We start from the raw sequence: 18,453 nt of genomic DNA, 5'->3' as shown, positions 1-18,453 counted from the left end.
TTTAATTCAGAAAATTTATTATTTTTTTGATTTAATTATTAATACCTATTTTTTTATTGACTTGATTTTCAATATCTATGTTTTATGGATTTAACTTTTTATGTCTTTAATTATTAAAACCCAAGCAAATGGGCTTCATCAGCACGAAACTGAAGCTATCTCCAAAATTCAAGAAGCATTTAGTATTGATGACGAAATGCGAAAAAATAGTGCTTGGTATGGTTATGCTGGCTATACCTTAGTTGATACGATTTCAAAAAAAGAGGGTGAGTTTGATTTAATCTTAGTTACTAACAGTGTTCTCATAGTTATTGAATTGAAAAACTGGAATGGTAAATCGATTAAGTCCGCCAATGGTAATTGGTATATGGACGAGCGTGATATGGGGGTATCACCTGTTTCAGTGACACGCCAAAAACAATTTATCCTTGTCAATAAATTAAAGGGACTCAAAGATAAATTTCAGGGAAATCCTGGTTTTGTTCCAAGGGTGTATTTCTTTGTTGTAATGTGTGGCAAGGTTAATTTTTCAAATTTGCCCGATGATGAAAAAAATCATGTCATTAGCCTTGATAAATTCTTAAAATTCGCCGATAAGCATTCATTTAATAAAGAGTTTAAGCCACATCCAAGTGCCCAGCATCTTTATAAAGATTTTGACCTTATTGATAAAATCTTTATGCAGAAAGTGACACAACCTAAAAAAATCATTGTTCAAAAATATAAGCAAGATGATGAGCTTCTAAGTCACCCTAAAAAGCTATATACCGAATACGAAGCTACCTCAACTATTTCACGCTCCGACAAAGCAATCATAAGACAGTGGATGTTTTCAAATTTTAAGGAATTGAGTATTCAATCTCCTAAAATGAGAGCAGCATTGTTGAATCATGAACGAGTTATCAGCGCTGAATTTAAACAAAGCAGCCATTTGTATAATACGGCACTTGTTCCATTAATCATGCCAGATGAAGAGCAAATTACTCAACAGTACAATGAGTTGGTTGAGTATCGTCAAAGTCATCTTAGATTTAATGATTTTATTACTACGATTTGCCCGAATTTGAATGAAGAAGATAAGTTAAATCTAATTCAGATTTTACTCAGCAAGTTTTCTGAGATGCATAACCTAGGTATATCACATGGAGATATTAATTCGCATTGTATTTGGATATCGCCTGAAAAAGATGTGGCTATTTCACATTTTTTAACATCAGATTCAAAAAATATAGCTAATAATATTCGTGATTTACAACCTGATTTAGTATTTTTTGCTGATGGGGAAGAATCAAAAATTGCTAATGTACAAGCGTTTAAAAAAGACGTCTATATGTTAGGGGTTATCGCATGGCATTTGTGGTCTAATATTCGTTTGACCCCAAAAGCTCTAAATAATATATGTGTTAATAGTGACCATTGGTTAGCAAACTTAGTGAGAAAGGCTATCAATCTTGAAATAGATGATGCTAGCCAATTGTTTAGAGAGTTCAATGCAAAACGACCTGTTCAAGCCGTAGACTTTATAGCCGATATTTCATGTTTAAATGAATATATCACTTCAGAAAGACTAAATAGATTATATCCTGAAGATGATGAAATTTATGAAGATGAAAAGAACGATATTATCTTATATCGTTCAGGTAATTTATGTGTTAAAGAATGGGCTGATGTTCATGTAAATGAATTTTCATCTAGCGATATTTTAAAATATCAGCACTTTTTTGAGCGTATTAAGGAAGCTAATTCCCAGAATTTATCATATTTACCAATCATAGAGAGATTTGGTATTTCATCAAAATCAAGATCTTTATTTCTAGTTAGCAATTTTGTTGAAGGTATAACTGTTGATCAAATTGAAACTACGAAAGAATCAAGATTATTGTTGGCAGCTAATTTGATTGAGGCCATCATCCATCTACACAAGTTAGGTTTGCCAATCGGAAGAATTAACCCAAAAAGCGTCTTATTCAATCTAGATGATAACAGCTTTATTTTTAATGACATCATTGATATTGATGAATATCTAGATCACGAAAGTACGTATTATCCATCCTACATTGATAATCCCACAAGTGAACAGTGCCAAAATTATGCAATTATGGTGTTGGTGTGTGAAATTCTTGGATTTGAAATAGGAAGTGATAGTTTAGAATTCAAATGGGTTAGCGATGCTGTAAATATAGAACTTAAAGAATCAGAATATCCTTTAGGCGATCTAAACCGCTTATTAGAAAGTATTGAAACTGAACAAATCTATGGCGATACTCTGACACTTCGCATTCCTGTGCCTGATAAGTTTACAGAGCTTAAAATTTTTGCAGACAATAAACGTATCTATGTAGCATTAGAAAAGGGACGTAACGCAAATGATATTATTGTTAAGATGCAAGGTATTGGGGGCTCAATACAGTTTATTCTAGATCCGAATAGTAAGACTATACGCTTTGTAATGGGAGTGCGTGAGTCAGATGTTGTTCCACATTACGTTATAGATCAGGCTATGCTTGAAATAAATGTGGCTCTTGATATTAGACATTCTATCGGTAAACCTGAATATATCGAACTAGCGGAATTTCTTTTTAAAATTGATGAGTTTTCAACAGCTATTAATGATGTCCTTCAAGAGCAAACGAACGATCAAGATGAGAGTATTGATGTAAGTAACAATTTAGATTCGTTTGATGACTTGATGGCTAGTCAACAATTACTTACGCAAGATAATCAACTCTCAGTAGAACATTCATCAAAATCTAGAGATGACAATTTAAGCAATGATATTCAGAAACTAGCTGCTCTAAATATTGATACTAAGAAGCTATGGAAGGCAATTTTAGAGACTGAGACTGAGGCATTACCGTATATCGTCTTGTCACAACCATTACATTTGGTTGATAGTAAAATTTATATTGCAAGATATGAAGATGACAATGATGTATTAGATAAGTTTCCTAAAGATTCACTTATAAGCCTCATTTACAAGACTATTGATTTTAATGGGGAAGATAGAGAGTTTCGAGTAGGTGATATTGATATTCAGAACTCACTTGCTGGTGAGTTAAGAGTTAAGGGTGTTAAACACGCCGATAAAATTAAGGTTGGCGAAGTCCTATATTTAAGAACAAAAGCTGATAAATCTTCATTCTTGAAAAGAAAAAATGCTTTAGAGCAAATTCTAAGAAGACAATCAGATATTCCAAACTTGGTAGAATATTTCGAGCCTAATTCAGAGATTAGACCGACTCACTATGATATTACAGTCACTGATAAGGACTTCGAGAGATATGATCAATGTAATGAGCAAGGTGAAGCCATTGTCAGTCTGAACAATCTTCAACGAGAAGCTTTCCGAAAATTAATAAACTACGGGCCTGTTTCAATTCTACAAGGTCCTCCAGGAACAGGTAAAACTGAATTTATTGCAGCATTTGTTCACTTTCTTTTTGAAAAACAAAACGTCAATAATGTATTGATGGTCAGTCAATCACATGAAGCTGTTAATACTGCTGCTGAACGCATAAGAAAACACTCACACCGACTAAATACGCCTTTAGAGATTGTACGTTTCAGTAACAGAGAGAATGCCGTATCGAATAATCTAAAAGATGTGTTTTCTGATTCTATCATATCGACACATCGCAATCTATTCTTAACAGAAATGGAGGATCGAGTTCTTTCTTTGAGTCAGTCGATAGGCGTTGACAGAGATTATTTGGCATGTGCTTTGTTTTTAAAAGTACATTTGTTTGGCCACTTATCTAGAATGTGGGTATCAACAGACTTAGAAGCTAATCAATTAATCTCCAAAGCTGAATGGAATAACCTGTCAACGAAGCTTATCGAAAGACTTAAAAATTATTCAAAGGAATTGCATACTTCATTATTAGGATGGAATAGTCGTCAGATCCTAGATCGAGAAAATCAAATATGGGAGATGCTGGATGAGGCTTTTGAGGTTCAAGGTAAGGCTGCAAATAACGCTAAAGCCCTAGTGCAAATTGCTTTTGATTATGATCAGCTGATTGATAGTCCAAATGCTAATTACGAAACATACCTTTCTAAAACTAGACAATTTATCTGCGGTACCTGTGTAGGTATAGGACATCACTCTATTGATATTGCGAACCAATCATTCGATTGGGTCATTATTGATGAGTCTGCGAGGTCAATTTCATCAGAATTAGCTATTGCAATGCAATCTGCTAAACGCATTTTATTAGTTGGAGATCATAAACAATTACCTCCATTATATTCACCTGAACATGCTAAAGCCCTTGGTCGAAAGTTAGGATTTACAAAAAACCGTATTGAAGCGAACTTAAAAAGTGATTTTGAACGATTATTTAATTCGCCATATGGTAAGGCTGTACAGGGTAAATTATTAGTTCAATATCGTATGGCTCCAGCAATTGGAGAAATGGTTTCTGCGTGTTTCTATGAAAAGGAATTAGTAACAGGTGTTATTGAGCCTCTAGGTAAGCCTTACCAAGAGAAAATGGTTCGAGTCGTACCAAATATATACCAGCATTGTTCGGTTCAAGAATTACGCTCTACTGTCACATGGGTCGATACGTCTAAAAAATTTAGTGATGGTGTTGGAACAACCTTCTTTAACAAGCATGAAGCTCGTAAAATTATTGATTTATTAGAAAAAATTCATACAGATGAGGAGTTACTAAAAGAGTTAAAAGAACGATCTAAGCCTAATGAGCCTCCGATTGGCATTATATGTATGTATGGTGAACAAAAGCGTTATTTACGCAAACAGTTCAATTCCAAAGCTTGGAATGAAGATTTTAGGTCATTAGTAAAAATTGATACTGTTGATAGTTATCAGGGGAAAGAGAATAGAATCATCATTCTGTCTGTAACCCGAAATAGCCCAGATAACAAAATTGGATTCATGAACATGCCAAACCGAATTAATGTTGCATTATCTAGGGCAATGGATCGTTTAGTTATTTTTGGTGCTTCACGTTTATGGAGTATGCCAAAACATCAAGAATCACCGCTTGGAGAGGTGCTTAACTATATTAAGGGGTATTCAAGCGATAGGACACGTTACCAATATATTGCTGATGGAAAAAATGAATTCAAACTAAATGCAAATATCAAAACAGAGACAAGTCGAGGTATCAGTCATGAGTAATTACAGCATCCCATATCATGATGTTGATATTTTGATTCCGGCACAGAAGTTTGAAATAAAATTCAGTTATACATCAAGCCAAATGCCAAAATTTATTGATTCAATGATTATGCGTTTACTGCGTATCAGCCCAATGTCGGTCAAAAACATTGCAAACTTTTTGGCGATGAATCAAAGAGAGTCACGGATAGTTTTAGATCAACTGATTACAAATAACGAGATTGAGCTTAAACAAGATGGGTTATTTCATTTAACGAACAAATCAATGAAATACTTTACAACTGTGGACTCTATACCTAAGATTGCTTCAATCTTGGAACATACACATGGTCTAGTTTATGAGCTTACTAATTTTAATTATATAGCTCAGAATCCTGATACTAATATGTACGGCTTAAAACTAATCGCTTCAAGTGAACATGCAGCAAATAGTGAAAGTATTGTTCGAGATAGATTTCAGAAGCAATTTTATCAACTCATTGAAGATGACATTATCACCCTAAAAAAAATGGATGGTAGACCAGCCATCTACAAAATGGGAACTGTAAAGAAGGTTCGGGAATGCACTGTACGTAAATCGCTAGACCTTTATATAGATGCTCAAGCGGATCCACAACCTATAAAGGTTTTGGACTCTATTATGAGCGATGAGCTTAAAGATAAGACTTATCAAGTATTAGGGCAGAGTAAGAAAGGGAATAATATTCGAGATATCGTGAAGAACCTTGAGGGCTTTGAACAATTAAATTTGCACCAATATTTTAAAGATGGTCGTTTTTTGGCACCAGTCGCATTATTCGATAGCTTAAATCCTATAGAGAAAAAAGCAAATGATGGAAATCACTTGTTTATTGGACCTTGTTATAGCCAAGGTAATGCAAAGCTGATATTGAATAAGATCAAAGATGTTCTTGCGAAGAATCGTCCTATAAAGAATATTTATTGGTTAGCTCCAGATGATGCATTTTGGGGTAAATCTCTTAGATTCAATACATTTGTCAATGCTTTAGGGCAACTTAAAAATAAACAAAATGATGAAATACAGCTAAAGTGTTTCTTACCGATGTCAGATGAGCGAGATCGTGTTTCCGTACAAAATTACCGAAAGATTATTGGAAAAGATCATCAAAAATATTTTTATGGCATTAAAGAAGGTTTGCTTGATGGTAATTTTGAATTAATTGTAGTTGAAAACGAATTTGCTGTGATACTTCTACATGTGTTGGATTCGGAAGCAGATTACTTAACATCATTCCCAATCGGGTCAATTAGCTACGATAGTACTCTGGTCAGTAGTTTGGTTAGTTTATTTGATGCTTGGCAGCGTCCAAAAGATGAAAATGGAATTAGCTTTGGACCAATGTTTAAGAAAAATGGTTAATGGGTGAAGAGTTACATCATTCTTGTCTTTATTCAGATCTTTATTTTTTAAATAAGAGCTAGTTATTACTAGCTCTTTTTATTGTATTTATAAATGAGTTTAAGAGAAAAAACATATAAATTAAATTTTTAAATTAAAAGTTTGATTTTTTATTATATAAATTATTGAATTTTATTAAAAATAATATTTATTTTTTATTTATTATATGGTTAACCGTTCTAACTTGTAAGATTCACTGAACAAGTTTCTCAAAAAGCCCCTTTTCAGCGATTGAAAAGGGGCTTTTGTTATGCCACGACAACAACTTTATTCCTTATATAAATTCTCCTAAAAAGATCATTCACTGATCGCGACTCAGACCAAGTTGATCATAAAACTCGCCAAAATTGTGCATAATTTTTACAATTGGCTCTCTCTTTTATTCTAAAAATGGCTCTCGTTTCTTCAGAGTCAAAACGACAAATTAAAGCCATAGCAAGTATGCATACGGAAGCGTTGTTCATTCGTCCTTTCTTTTATTTGAGGAGAGCAGGTTTGAACAACACCATTTTTAGGGATATATGGGGCATTGAGATGAACAATTCTCAGGTTGCAAATATCCCCAATAGGTTAAGGAAAATGATATGGCAGCACATCAACACGGTTCTGAAGCCAATCTCTCCCAAAATTTAAAACATGGATTGCAATCACGACATTTGACCATGATCTCTATTGCAGGCGTGATTGGTGGATCATTATTTATCGGTTCGGGCAATGTGATTTACTCCGCTGGACCTGCGGCTGTTTTGGCTTATGCCCTAGGTGGGTTACTGGTTTTATTTATTATGCGTATGTTAGGGGAAATGGCGGTTCAAAACCCTGACAGTGGCTCCTTTTCAACTTATGCTGACCGTGCCATTGGTCGCTGGGCGGGATTTACCATTGGTTGGTTATATTGGTGTTCATGGGCATTACTCATGGGATGGGAGGCCTATGTTGCAGGCAAAATCTTGAACAACTGGTTTCCCTTTATTCCCATTTGGGGCTATATGCTGTTGGTGATTGGGTCACTGGTTTGGATCAACTTACAAAACGTTAAGAATTATGGTGAGTTTGAATTTTGGTTTGCATTGATTAAAGTCATTGCGATTGTGATCTTTTTAGTGATCGGTAGTTTAGCCATTATGCACCTCTGGCCTTGGGGAGAGGGATCTGCCGCAGGTGTGGGCAATCTCACTGCACAAGGTTTTATGCCCAATGGTTTTTCCTCTGTGATTACCGCTTTACTTGGGGTGATGTTTGCCTATATCGGAGCTGAAATCGTCACCGTTGCCGCTGCAGAGTCTAAAAATCCATCTAAGGAAATCCGCAAAGCATCCAACTCGATTGTATGGCGAATTATGCTGTTCTATGTGGGTTCGATGTTGATTACCGTATGTTTGATTCCCTATAACAACCCGTTGTTAAAAGACCCGACATGGGGAACCTATAGTGTAACTTTGAGTGCCTTGGGCGTCCCAGAAGCACGTCATATTGTGAGTTTCGTGGTGCTGACTTCGGTGTGTAGCTGCTTTAACTCCGCCTTGTATACCTGTTCACGGATGCTATTTTCATTATCTAAACGCGGTGATGCACCCAAAAGTTTTGGTTATTTAAATAAAAAAGGCAGTCCGGGCATTGGTGTAATTGCATCATGTTTATTTGCCTTGTTCGCAACTTTTTTGACCGCCACAGAGAGTATGAATGTCTATGACATTTTCATGCTGGCAACGGGTACGGCAGCGTTGTATGTGTATTTGACCATTGCGTTTTCACAGCTACGGATGCGTAAAAAACTTGAAGCTGAAGGGGCTAAAATTGATTTTAAAATGTGGCTATTTCCTTGGCTGACTTATCTGGTGATTTTTGCGATCATTGGTTCGATCATTACCATGTTGATTGAAGGCACATATTTTAAAGAAGTGACCTATACTTCATTATTGGCCTTATTCATTGTGGCAGTAGGTTTTCTGGTTCAGAAATTCAACTGGGGAAAGAACGCACAGAGTGAAATGATTCAAGAAAAGCCATCGCTTTAATCCGAAACGTTGAAGCGAATTGAAGAACCTCATGTTGAGGTTCTTTTTTTATTGAATTTATGCGGAAAGCGTCGGCACTTTTGCTTCACGTAGACATTGCAGCAAGACTCCAAACGCCATCACCATGTCTTTTTCATTAACACAGGCAAAGCCCATGAGCAAACCGCGTTGTGCATGAGCATGGGACTGCATATAGTATTGGGACAGGGGACGAACTTTGACTCCACGTTCCAGCGCAGTTGCTGCAATCGCGACATCATCACAATAATCGGGGAGTTTTAAAACCAGATGTAAGCCCGCAGCCTCATCGTATTCATGTAAAAACGCAGCACCTAGATAACGTTGAATCAAGCTCACCAAATAGTCCCGACGTTTGCCATACAATAGGCGCATACGTCGAATATGCGCTTCATAATGACCTTCACGAATAAATTCGGCTAAAGCTTTTTGTTCCAATAAATGTCCGCCACGATAGAGTTCTGCGGCAACGATGCGTAAGGGTGAAAATAGTGGTTTAGGCACCACCAGATAACCGATCCGCAATGAGGGATAAATGGTTTTACTAAAGGTGCCCATATATAACACGGGGGCATTATGTTCTAAGCCTTGCAGAGCTGGATAAGGTTGCCCAGAGAATCGAAATTCACTGTCATAATCATCTTCCACGATCCAACTGTTGTGCTGGCGTGCAATCTGAATCAACTGTCGACGTCGATCCAAACTGAGATGGGAACCCAATGGATATTGGTGTGAGGGTGTAACAAAGATCAGTTTTGGTGGCTGGGTTGGGTTATTTTCAGGAATAATGCCTTCTGCATCGACAGGCATCGGTTGAATATCCAGACCGTTGATCCTGAGCGTGTTGCGCATGCCCCAATAGGCAGGATCTTCGATCCAAACACGATCCCCGATATCGCTGAGTGCACGAGATACTAAATCAATGGCTTGGTGAATACCTTCGGTGATAATGATCTGATCCGCATCGCATTGCACAGAGCGTGCGACTTTTAAATAATCTGCCAATGCGCTCCTGAGCTCAATACATCCCCCTGCATTGCTATAAATCAGTCGATTGACATCAGGTTCACGACTCAAACGTGCTTGAATGCGACTAAAGATATGGTGGGGAAACTCAGTCACATCGGGTGCGCCCGGCACAAACGCTCCCCATTGATGGGGTGAAGCTGCCGCATAACCCAATAAGTTTGAGCCACGCTGTGATAAAGCATAAGAGCTTTCAATATGAGCTATCTCAGCCTTCTTATTTTTATTTCTGCTGTTTAAAAAGGTTTCAGGCAGTTTTTCAGCGACCCAAGTGCCATGTCCCGTGCGTGCTTCTAAATAACCTTCCGCTTGCAACTGTTCATAAGCACTCAATACGGTATTTCGAGAGACATGAATTTCGCTAGCTAAATCACGTGACGCAGGTAGACGCGTCATCGGTTGGATCACACCATCCATAATTGCAGCACGCAGACAACGGAAAAGACGTTGATGTAGTTTCCCTTCAGTGTCTTGTTGGAGTCTTTGCAGTAAATGATCTCCAAGTAAGCTACGCAATTGGCTCTCTCCTACAGTTTAAAAATGGCTCTCGTCACTTGCCATTAGACGAGCGAAATTACAGCTATAGGCAGCCATTGTATCGCATCCCAAAAATCGACTCCTAGGATGTAAGACCAAAGCTGTAACTGATGATGAAATATGAGGGAATCAAATGGACGCTCAACATTCTGCACTGAATATACGTAAACAGCAAGCAACGCCACGTGGTGTCGGTGTGATGTGTCAGTGGTATGCAGAAAAAGCTGAAAATGCAACGATTTGGGACAAGGAAGGTAAACCATATATCGATTTTGCTGGGGGTATTGCGGTACTCAATACAGGTCATCGCCATCCAAAAGTGATCGCTGCTGTCACAGAGCAACTGACTAAATTTACCCATACGGCTTATCAAGTGACACCTTATGAAAGTTATGTGGCTTTGGCTGAACGCATTAATCAACGTGCGCCGATCGCAGGTGCAGCGAAAACGGCATTTTTCACCACAGGTGCAGAAGCTGTTGAAAATGCGGTGAAGATTGCACGTTCATATACCGGTCGTCACGGTATCATTACGTTTGGCAATGGTTTCCATGGTCGTTCATTTATGACGATGGCAATGACTGGTAAAACAGCACCGTATAAGCGTGACTTTGGTGTGATGCCAGCAGGTGTATTTCATGCGCGTTATCCAGTGCCAGAAAAAGGTATTTCAGTTGCAGCAGCGATTGAAAGTGTTGAAGATATTTTTAGCGAAGATATTGCCCCACATGATGTCGCGGCAATTGTGCTTGAACCTGTACAAGGTGAAGGTGGTTTTAACGTTGTACCTGCCGAGTTCTTAAAGCGCTTACGTGTGCTATGTGATAAACACGGTATTTTATTGGTTGCAGATGAAGTGCAATCTGGTTTTGCCCGTACAGGCAAATTATTTGCCATGAATCATTATGAAACCAAAGCAGATTTGATCACGATGGCGAAAAGCTTGGGTGGTGGTTTCCCTATCTCAGGTGTAGTGGGGCGTGCTGAAGTGATGGATGCACCAAACCCAGGCGGTTTAGGGGGCACGTATGCAGGTAGCCCAATCGCGGTTGCTGCTGCGCATGCGGTGATTGATGCAATCGAAGAAGAAAATTTATGTGAGCGTGCCAATCAACTGGGTGCAGCGTTGGTTACTGTTTTAAAAGAAATTCAACAGGCTTCCGGTGAAGTTGTTACTCAAATTCGTGCTTTGGGTTCAATGGTCGCTGCCGAGCTAGAAACAGCGGAGCAAGCAAAAGCAGTACAAACTTATGCAATGGAACATGGTTTATTGATTCTCACTTGTGGTAAATACGGTAATGTTATTCGTTTCCTATATCCGTTAACCATTCCTGCTGAGCAATTCCGTCAAGGTCTCGATATTTTAAAACAAGGTTTTGCAGCATTAACAGCAGACAGTGCACAAACAGTGGAGCAATCTGCATGATTCAAAACAATTTGCAGTATTTATTACAGCACACCGATATTTCATTCGCTGCGCCTGCCGCGCATAACGATATCGAAGTGAAAGATGCTGCGACCGGCGAAACACTGGCATGGGTGAAAAGCTATGACCGTGCAGGTGTTGAAGCCGCGATTCAGCGTTCAGCCCAAGCCCAAGCCGTATGGAAAAAGCAAACTGCTTTAGTTCGCGCTGATGTGCTTTTGGCGTGGTATCAGTTGATGCTTGAGCATAAAGAAAATCTTGCTCAGATTTTAACTGCCGAGCAAGGCAAACCGTTGGCTGAAGCACGAGGTGAAATTGGTTACGCGGCTTCATTCATCCGTTGGTTTGCAGAGCAAGCTCGTCGTATCGATGGTGAGGTTTTAACACCGACATTGCCAAATCAACGTTTGCTTGTGATTAAACAAGCGATTGGGGTAACGGCTGCGATTACGCCGTGGAATTTCCCTGCGGCGATGATCACACGCAAAGCTGCGCCAGCAATTGCTGCGGGTTGTTCGATGTTGGTCAAACCAGCAGAACAAACACCTTTAACTGCATATGCACTGGAAATATTGGCTTTGCAAGCAGGGTTGCCTGCTGATATTTTGTTAAATATCAGCGGTGATGCGATTGAAGTCGGCAAAACCCTGTGCGAGAGCGATATTGTGCGCAAGCTGAGCTTCACAGGTTCAACCCAAGTGGGACGCATTTTAATGCAGCAATGTGCGCCAACCATTAAGAAGCTATCGCTCGAATTGGGTGGTAATGCACCTGTGTTGGTGTTTGATGATGCCAATCTCGATCAAGCGGTTCAGGGCATTATGGCGAGCAAATATCGCAATAGTGGACAGACTTGCGTCTGTGCGAATCGTATTTATGTGCAAGATGGTATTTACGATGCCTTGGCAGATCGTTTAGTCGAAGCAGTATCCAAGCTACAAGTCGGTGATGGTCGTAAGGAGACATCAACCCAAGGCCCATTGATTGATGAAGATGCGATTGCCAAAGTTCAGTCACATATTGCTGATGCGACTGCAAAAGGCGCGACAATACGTATTGGTGGTCAGCGTTCAGCACTCGGTGGCACTTTCTTTGAACCGACGGTACTCACCAACGTCACCCAAGACATGAAAGTCTCTAAAGAAGAGACCTTTGGTCCACTTGCGCCGTTATTCCGTTTCAAAACTGAAGACGAAGCCGTAGCCATGGCAAATGACACTGAGTTTGGTTTGGCAGCCTATGTATTTACTCAAAGCACAGCTCGTCAATGGCGTGTTGGCGAAGCGCTTGAATATGGCATGGTTGGAATCAACACGGGCGCGATTTCAAATGAAGTTGCACCATTCGGTGGAGTCAAACAATCAGGTCTAGGCCGCGAAGGTTCAAAATTTGGTATTGAAGAATATCTCGAGATGAAATATCTCTGTGTGGATCTATCTGAGTAGATCTTGGATATCTGAAGATCCAATCTTGTTAAAGAGCGGTCATGCCCATTCATGACCGTTTTTTAAGTCGAAAGATAGCCATGCTGGTGTTGGCTTTCAGGCAGACGTCTTAAATTTTCGATTAAAGTATCAATCAGTTTTTCAACCACTAAACGTTGTCCTTTGCGTGATGCATAAACCAGTTGCACCGTACCTCGATTAGACTTCCATTCGGGTAGGATATGAATCAATTTGCCTTTTTCGATATCAGCTTGTACGGTTAAATAGGGCAAATCTGCGATGCCTAGACCATCACTGACAGCATAATATACTCCCGCAAGATCATTGCTTCTAACGCGAGGCGTATAGGGGACATCCACGCTTTTATCGTCTTTCACATGACACAGATGCCAGAAGTATTGGTTTTTTTGGATCCCTAAAGCCACGCTTGGGTAGTGTGATAACTCTGAATAATGTTGGATGTGTTGCCCCTGCAAAAGCTCTGGTGCAGCAACCAAACAATGTTCAGTCTGAATCACATCACGGACAATGAGACTTGAGTCTTCGTTAGGTTCAAAGCTGGTTCGTATGGCGATATCAATATCATCATGCATCAGATCGACACGACGGCTGGTCAGTTCTAAGGCAATTTCGACTTTGGGATAGGCTTTTAGAAATTCATTTAATAACTTGCGGATTTGGAAATGCATCATCAGTGGTGGACAACTGATTTTGACCAAACCTTGAGGTTCACTTTTTTGTTTGAGTAACACATTTTCAGCACATTCAACTTGTGCAATCACTTTGCAGCACTCTTCATAAAACTCTTGACCGAGTTCAGTCACCTTAAAATGCCTTGTGGTTCGTTGGATGAGGCTGACATTAAATTTGTTTTCCAACTCAATAATTCGACGACTGAGCTTTGACTTACTAATGTGTTCTGCCTCACTGGCAGCACTAAAGCCACCGTGTTTCACCACGAGATAGAAATAATGGAAATCATCAAATGAATTAATCAAGGTCGATGTAGTCCTATATCGAGAGAAGATTAGAGTCGCATGCAGGACTCTAATCTTCAGTGTGTATTTTATTTTTGTGATGTATTTTGATTATAGCTATTGATCAGGTTGCGATAATCAGGGATATGATTGGAGAATAATGCACCTAAACCTTCGATATCATTGCGCCAGTCACGATGTAGTTCACATGCCATACCAAACCATGTCATCAACTGAGCGCCCGCTTTAGACATACGATCCCAAGCTGCATCACGCGTCAATTCGTTAAAGGTACCCGAAGCATCGGTAATTACAAAAACTTCAAATTCTTCAGCAAGTGCTGATAGTGTTGGGAAAGCCACACAAACTTCAGTCACAACACCCGCAATAATCAATTGTTTTTTGCCAGTTGCTTTAACCGCCTTAACAAAGTCTTCATTGTCCCATGCATTGATTTGACCAGGACGAGCAATGTAAGGTGCATCTGGGAACATTTCTTTGAGTTCAGGAACCAGTGGACCATTTGGACCATTTTCAAAGCTTGTGGTTAAGATGGTTGGTAAATTGAAGTATTTTGCGGCATCTGCAAGCGCCAATACATTGTTTTTAAATTTATCTGGATCAATATCACGAACCAATGAAAGTAAACCAGTTTGGTGGTCGACTAAAAGCACTGCTGCATTATCTTTGTCTAGGCGAATATAGTCTTGAGCCATCGTTGTTTCCTCATGTTGTTGTAAAATAAAAATGAGCCTATTTGCTCTGTTTGTATTGCTTTAAATCATGCTAGTGAAATTATTGAATTGAATGAAGTCTAAAAAATAGGATAAACAATATCAAAAATGGGATGATTAAGATTTGTATCAGTTTTATTGGTGATAATTACTTGAATTGTCCCGTATATAGAATAATGTGTTGTCAAACTGATGCTATAAGCCTTGGATAGAGGGGCGTAAAATAAAGACCAAGATCAGAACTTCTACACTATAGGAGTATATAGATGAAAAAGATTGTTGGTATTTATCAAAATAAACATATGCACTGGGTAGGTGACGGTTTTCCTGTCTATAACCTATTTTCCTATGATCATTTAGGACAAAGCATTAGCCCATTTTTGCTATTAGATTATGCTGCACCGTATCGCTTTAAACCAACCACAGCTCAGCATGGCGTGGGTACTCATCCACATCGTGGCTTCGAAACGGTAACGATTGCTTATCAAGGTGAGGTGACGCATAAAGATTCTGCTGGCGGTGGTGGTACCATCAAAGCAGGTGATGTGCAATGGATGACCGCAGGTGGTGGGATTTTGCATCAAGAATTTCATTCACCAGCCTTTGCTGAGCAAGGCGGTCTATTTGAAATGGTACAGCTTTGGGTAAATTTACCTGCTCATTCCAAAATGACCCCTGCCAAGTATCAAGCAATTGATGCTGCACAGATTCAACGTATTGCACTTGATGATGTGGGTAGTGAGTTACGTGTGATTGCTGGGCAATATCAAGACACCCAAGGCGCTGCAACGACATTCAGTCCAGTCAATGTTTGGGATGGGACAATTGTTGAAGGTCAGCAACATCATTTTTATGTGACTGAAGGTCATACAACATTGTTGGTGTTACTTGCAGGTGAGGTGACTTTAAATGAAGTACAACAGATACAATCGCCAAGTTTAGTGGTGCTTAGCCGAGAAGAAATTGATTTTTCAATCAAAGCTGAGCAGGACAGTAAATTCTTGGTTTTAACGGGTCAGCCACTCAATGAACCGATTGAAGGTTATGGACCATTCGTCATGAACAGTAAAACTGAGATTGCCGAAGCGATACATGATTTCAATAGTGGTAAATTTGGCGTGATGTAATCTATATTGTTTTAGGTATCAATTGTTTATATAAGAAAGCCCATAACTCCGCTAGAGTTATGGGCTTCGGCTATAACGTTCTCTATTGATTTTTTTAATGTTAGGTCACTTATAATTATACAGCTTATTATGTGACTCAGTTCTCATTGTTGTACAAACAGAATAGCCTGAATTTTGCACTTTGCAAAGCCTTTCGAAGCTAAAATATGGAAAAATATAGAAGGATCTGTATATTTTTGGCTTTTTTTTGAAATTTATTAAGTAATTTCAGTTGTTTATCTTAATAAAATGAATTGTGATAAAATGTAACCATAGTAGGCTAAAATATTTAGAGAAAAGTCGGACTTAAATGCTGAATCTGGTATTTTTTAATAAGGTGTTTAGGTTAATGATCGGTCATAATCAATAAAAATCATCAACTGATGGGACATAATTTTGGATATTGCAATTATCGGCAGTGGAATGGCAGGGCTTGCTGCAGCCAGAATCCTACATGATGCAGGACATAAAGTAACGATCTTCGAAGCACTCGCAGGTCGGGGTATGGATAGCCATAGTATAGATTTTGATGGCGGTATCATTGATGCTCCATTGCGTGTGATGAATCCAAAGCTTTGGAAGAACACGTTAAGTTTAGCCAGTTATCTAGGCATAGAAACTTTTCCTGTCCGTACCTTTATGGCATGCAGTTGGTTATTTGAAGATAGAACAGACACATGGTTGACAACCTCTCGTAGTCGTATCGGTAATTTTCCGATTATTAATAACCGCAAAGGTATTCAGCAATACGGTTGGCGCTTGGTCAAAGGAATGCTACAGCTCAAAACAGCAGTGAATCAGTTCTTTAAATCTGAGAATCAAGACATCACGCTTGCTGAGTTTATGAATCAGTACCATATTGAAGAAGTGTTTTGGCATGGAACGGTCATGCCAGTTCTCTATACCATTTGTACCTGCCATCCAAAAACCATTGGAGAATGGCCAGCGAAACCCTTATTAGAATTTATTCGCCAATTGACCGAAGGTGAAGCGTTACTGCGAATGAAAGGCGGAACACCCGCTTTGGTCAGCCGCTTGATTGAGGGGATCGAGATCCATAGTGGCGCTGCGGTTGAGAAAGTCGAAGAGCAAGGCGACAAGATTTTGGTAGAAAATGCACTCGGTCAAAGCCAGTTGTTTGATCGTGTGGTCATCGCAACACCTACTCCTGCGATTGAAAGTTTCTTGAAACAGCCACAATTTGCTGAAGATATTGCCTTGTTAAAGAAATTTAGATTTGAACAAGGGGATTTGGTGATTCATACCGATCCTGTGGTCATGCCACCACGCCGTAAAGACTGGGCGGTATTGAGTTATATGATGGATCGTAAATTTACTCGTCAGCAGTTTACGGTGTGGATCAACGCGATTGAACCGACGTTGGTGGGTAAAAATGCCGTGTTCCAAACATGGTGTCCTGTGATTGATATCGATCCAAAGAAAATTATTTCTAAAGTAAAACTTACTCGTGCGGTGGTGGACTCAGAAACGGTGGCGTTGAATAAGCAAATTCAGCAACGTCATTTAGACCAAAATCGTAAAGTTTTCTACTGTGGTTCTTGGTCATGTGATGGTCTGCCAATCTTGGAATCAGCGGTGACTTCGGCGATGCATATCTCTGAAATTTTAGGTGCGCCGTTACCTTTTGTTGGGCTTAAACCGAAGGTTACCGTTGCACCTGAACTCGGTTACTAAGATGACCCGCTTCAAGCAGGCATGGATTGAAAAAATCATAGGGCATAAGTATGCCATTGATGCCAAACGGCTCGGTGATGATGCCACGCTTGCTTGGAGTAATTTAGGATATTGGCAAGCACAATATGATGATTATCCACTCGCGTGCCAAAGTCTCGCTGATCAAGCCGCAGATTCGATCCAATTGCAACAGCAGGATCGTGTTTTAGATCTCGGCTGTGGACAAGGTGCGAGTGTGTTGCATTGGCTCAAGCGTTATCACGTCGAACAGCTCTGTGCAATTGAATTACAACCCGCCTGCATTGAACGAATTCAAAAAAACTTGCCGCAGGTTGAAAGTTATTGCCAATCTTTTTTGAATTTAAACACACTTCATTTTTTAAATTCATTTGATGCCGTGATCTGCATTGATGCGGCGTATCACAGTCATTTGAATTCATTTCTAGATTCAGTCATTCCCGTTTTAAATTCAAAAGGTCGTATTGTTTTCCACTATTTAATGTGGTCTGACGTGTGGCAACAGTGTTCTTATATGCAAAAGCAACAATATCGTTTGTTGTTAAAAGGGGCGGATGTTGATTGGCAGCATTTAATGAGTGAACCGCAGCTTGCGCAAACTTTGGAGCGACATGGTTTGACTCAGATCAAGATTCAGGACTTTTCTGAAGCGGTATTGGACGGTTTTGCGCGATATATTGAAATGCAGCAAATCGACAAAAAAGCATTGGACTTTGCTCAGTTGAAAATCAATATGACTGCCAAGCTGTGCCGAAAACTCTACAGAGATGGTTTGGTACGTTATGTTCAGATCAGTGCACTGAAAAGCTAGGCAATAAAAAAGGCTT

Annotated in this window: 11 protein-coding genes; 8 read left to right on the top strand and 3 right to left on the bottom strand. The window is 39.4% G+C overall.

Annotated elements, in window-relative coordinates; all coding sequences use genetic code 11:
• The first annotated feature begins 100 nt into the window (after positions 1 to 100).
• The 3 genes from F927_RS15695 to F927_RS15685 all read left to right on the top strand — a co-directional run bounded on the left by F927_RS15695 (position 101) and on the right by F927_RS15685 (position 8,584).
• Complete coding sequence (locus F927_RS15695; protein ID WP_005087118.1) at positions 101 to 5,146, top strand: AAA domain-containing protein; 5,046 nt, start codon at positions 101 to 103, stop codon at positions 5,144 to 5,146.
• Positions 5,139 to 6,527, top strand: coding sequence for a hypothetical protein (locus F927_RS15690; RefSeq protein WP_005087116.1), 1,389 nt, complete (start codon positions 5,139 to 5,141; stop codon positions 6,525 to 6,527). Before F927_RS15695 ends, F927_RS15690 begins: the two co-directional genes overlap by 8 nt.
• Before the next feature lie 623 nt (positions 6,528 to 7,150).
• Entirely contained in the window at positions 7,151 to 8,584 is a 1,434-nt protein-coding gene (locus tag F927_RS15685; protein ID WP_005087114.1) for an amino acid permease, read from the top strand.
• A 57-nt stretch (positions 8,585 to 8,641) separates the two neighbouring features.
• Here the strand turns inward: F927_RS15685 and pdxR are convergent, their stop codons facing one another.
• Positions 8,642 to 10,144, bottom strand: coding sequence for a MocR-like pyridoxine biosynthesis transcription factor PdxR (pdxR, locus tag F927_RS15680; protein WP_005087113.1), 1,503 nt, complete (start codon positions 10,142 to 10,144; stop codon positions 8,642 to 8,644).
• A gap of 154 nt (positions 10,145 to 10,298) precedes the next feature.
• Between pdxR and gabT the strand changes: the two genes are divergently transcribed.
• Both gabT and F927_RS15670 read left to right on the top strand, forming a co-directional pair.
• A complete protein-coding gene (gabT, locus tag F927_RS15675; RefSeq protein ID WP_005087111.1) occupies positions 10,299 to 11,591 on the top strand; it encodes a 4-aminobutyrate--2-oxoglutarate transaminase in 1,293 nt (430 codons plus the stop codon).
• A complete protein-coding gene (locus tag F927_RS15670) occupies positions 11,588 to 13,036 on the top strand; it encodes an NAD-dependent succinate-semialdehyde dehydrogenase (RefSeq protein WP_005087110.1) in 1,449 nt (482 codons plus the stop codon). Before gabT ends, F927_RS15670 begins: the two co-directional genes overlap by 4 nt.
• A 62-nt stretch (positions 13,037 to 13,098) precedes the next feature.
• Here F927_RS15670 and F927_RS15665 read toward each other — a convergent pair whose 3' ends face one another.
• Together F927_RS15665 and ycaC are read right to left on the bottom strand one after the other, a co-directional pair.
• The gene (locus F927_RS15665) at positions 13,099 to 14,079 is read right to left on the bottom strand and encodes a LysR substrate-binding domain-containing protein (protein ID WP_171057120.1); all 981 of its coding nucleotides are present in this window, start codon (positions 14,077 to 14,079) and stop codon (positions 13,099 to 13,101) included.
• A gap of 23 nt (positions 14,080 to 14,102) precedes the next feature.
• Positions 14,103 to 14,729: an isochorismate family cysteine hydrolase YcaC gene (ycaC, locus tag F927_RS15660; RefSeq protein WP_004641467.1), complete on the bottom strand. Its 627-nt coding sequence runs from the start codon at positions 14,727 to 14,729 to the stop codon at positions 14,103 to 14,105.
• 284 nt (positions 14,730 to 15,013) lie between these two features.
• On the opposite strand from ycaC, the gene F927_RS15655 reads away from it, so the two are divergent.
• The 3 genes from F927_RS15655 to F927_RS15645 all read left to right on the top strand — a co-directional run bounded on the left by F927_RS15655 (position 15,014) and on the right by F927_RS15645 (position 18,437).
• Positions 15,014 to 15,874 carry a pirin family protein gene (locus F927_RS15655; protein ID WP_005087105.1) on the top strand — a complete coding sequence of 287 codons (861 nt, stop codon included), beginning with the start codon at positions 15,014 to 15,016 and terminating at the stop codon, positions 15,872 to 15,874.
• Positions 15,875 to 16,309: 435 nt separating this feature from the next.
• The gene (locus tag F927_RS15650) at positions 16,310 to 17,608 is read left to right on the top strand and encodes an FAD-dependent oxidoreductase (protein WP_005087101.1); all 1,299 of its coding nucleotides are present in this window, start codon (positions 16,310 to 16,312) and stop codon (positions 17,606 to 17,608) included.
• Between the two features lies 1 nt (position 17,609).
• A complete protein-coding gene (locus tag F927_RS15645; RefSeq protein WP_005087098.1) occupies positions 17,610 to 18,437 on the top strand; it encodes an SAM-dependent methyltransferase in 828 nt (275 codons plus the stop codon).
• The last annotated feature ends 16 nt before the right edge of the window (positions 18,438 to 18,453 follow it).

The organism is Acinetobacter haemolyticus CIP 64.3 = MTCC 9819 (assembly GCF_000369065.1).
GTDB classification, from domain to species: domain Bacteria; phylum Pseudomonadota; class Gammaproteobacteria; order Pseudomonadales; family Moraxellaceae; genus Acinetobacter; species Acinetobacter haemolyticus.
The sequence above is the reverse complement of the archived record's forward strand: the minus strand, read 5'-3'. Positions and strand labels throughout refer to the sequence as shown.

Excerpts from the sequence above, each read along its gene's own strand:
- F927_RS15695 (WP_005087118.1), top strand. The coding sequence starts at position 101 with ATGTCTTTAATTATTAAAACCCAAGCAAATGGGCTTCATCAGCACGAA.
- F927_RS15690 (WP_005087116.1), top strand. The coding sequence starts at position 5,139 with ATGAGTAATTACAGCATCCCATATCATGATGTTGATATTTTGATTCCG.
- F927_RS15670 (WP_005087110.1), top strand. The coding sequence starts at position 11,588 with ATGATTCAAAACAATTTGCAGTATTTATTACAGCACACCGATATTTCA.
- F927_RS15645 (WP_005087098.1), top strand. The coding sequence starts at position 17,610 with ATGACCCGCTTCAAGCAGGCATGGATTGAAAAAATCATAGGGCATAAG.
- ycaC (WP_004641467.1), bottom strand. The coding sequence starts at position 14,729 with ATGGCTCAAGACTATATTCGCCTAGACAAAGATAATGCAGCAGTGCTT.
- F927_RS15685 (WP_005087114.1), top strand. The coding sequence starts at position 7,151 with ATGGCAGCACATCAACACGGTTCTGAAGCCAATCTCTCCCAAAATTTA.
- F927_RS15655 (WP_005087105.1), top strand. The coding sequence starts at position 15,014 with ATGAAAAAGATTGTTGGTATTTATCAAAATAAACATATGCACTGGGTA.
- gabT (WP_005087111.1), top strand. The coding sequence starts at position 10,299 with ATGGACGCTCAACATTCTGCACTGAATATACGTAAACAGCAAGCAACG.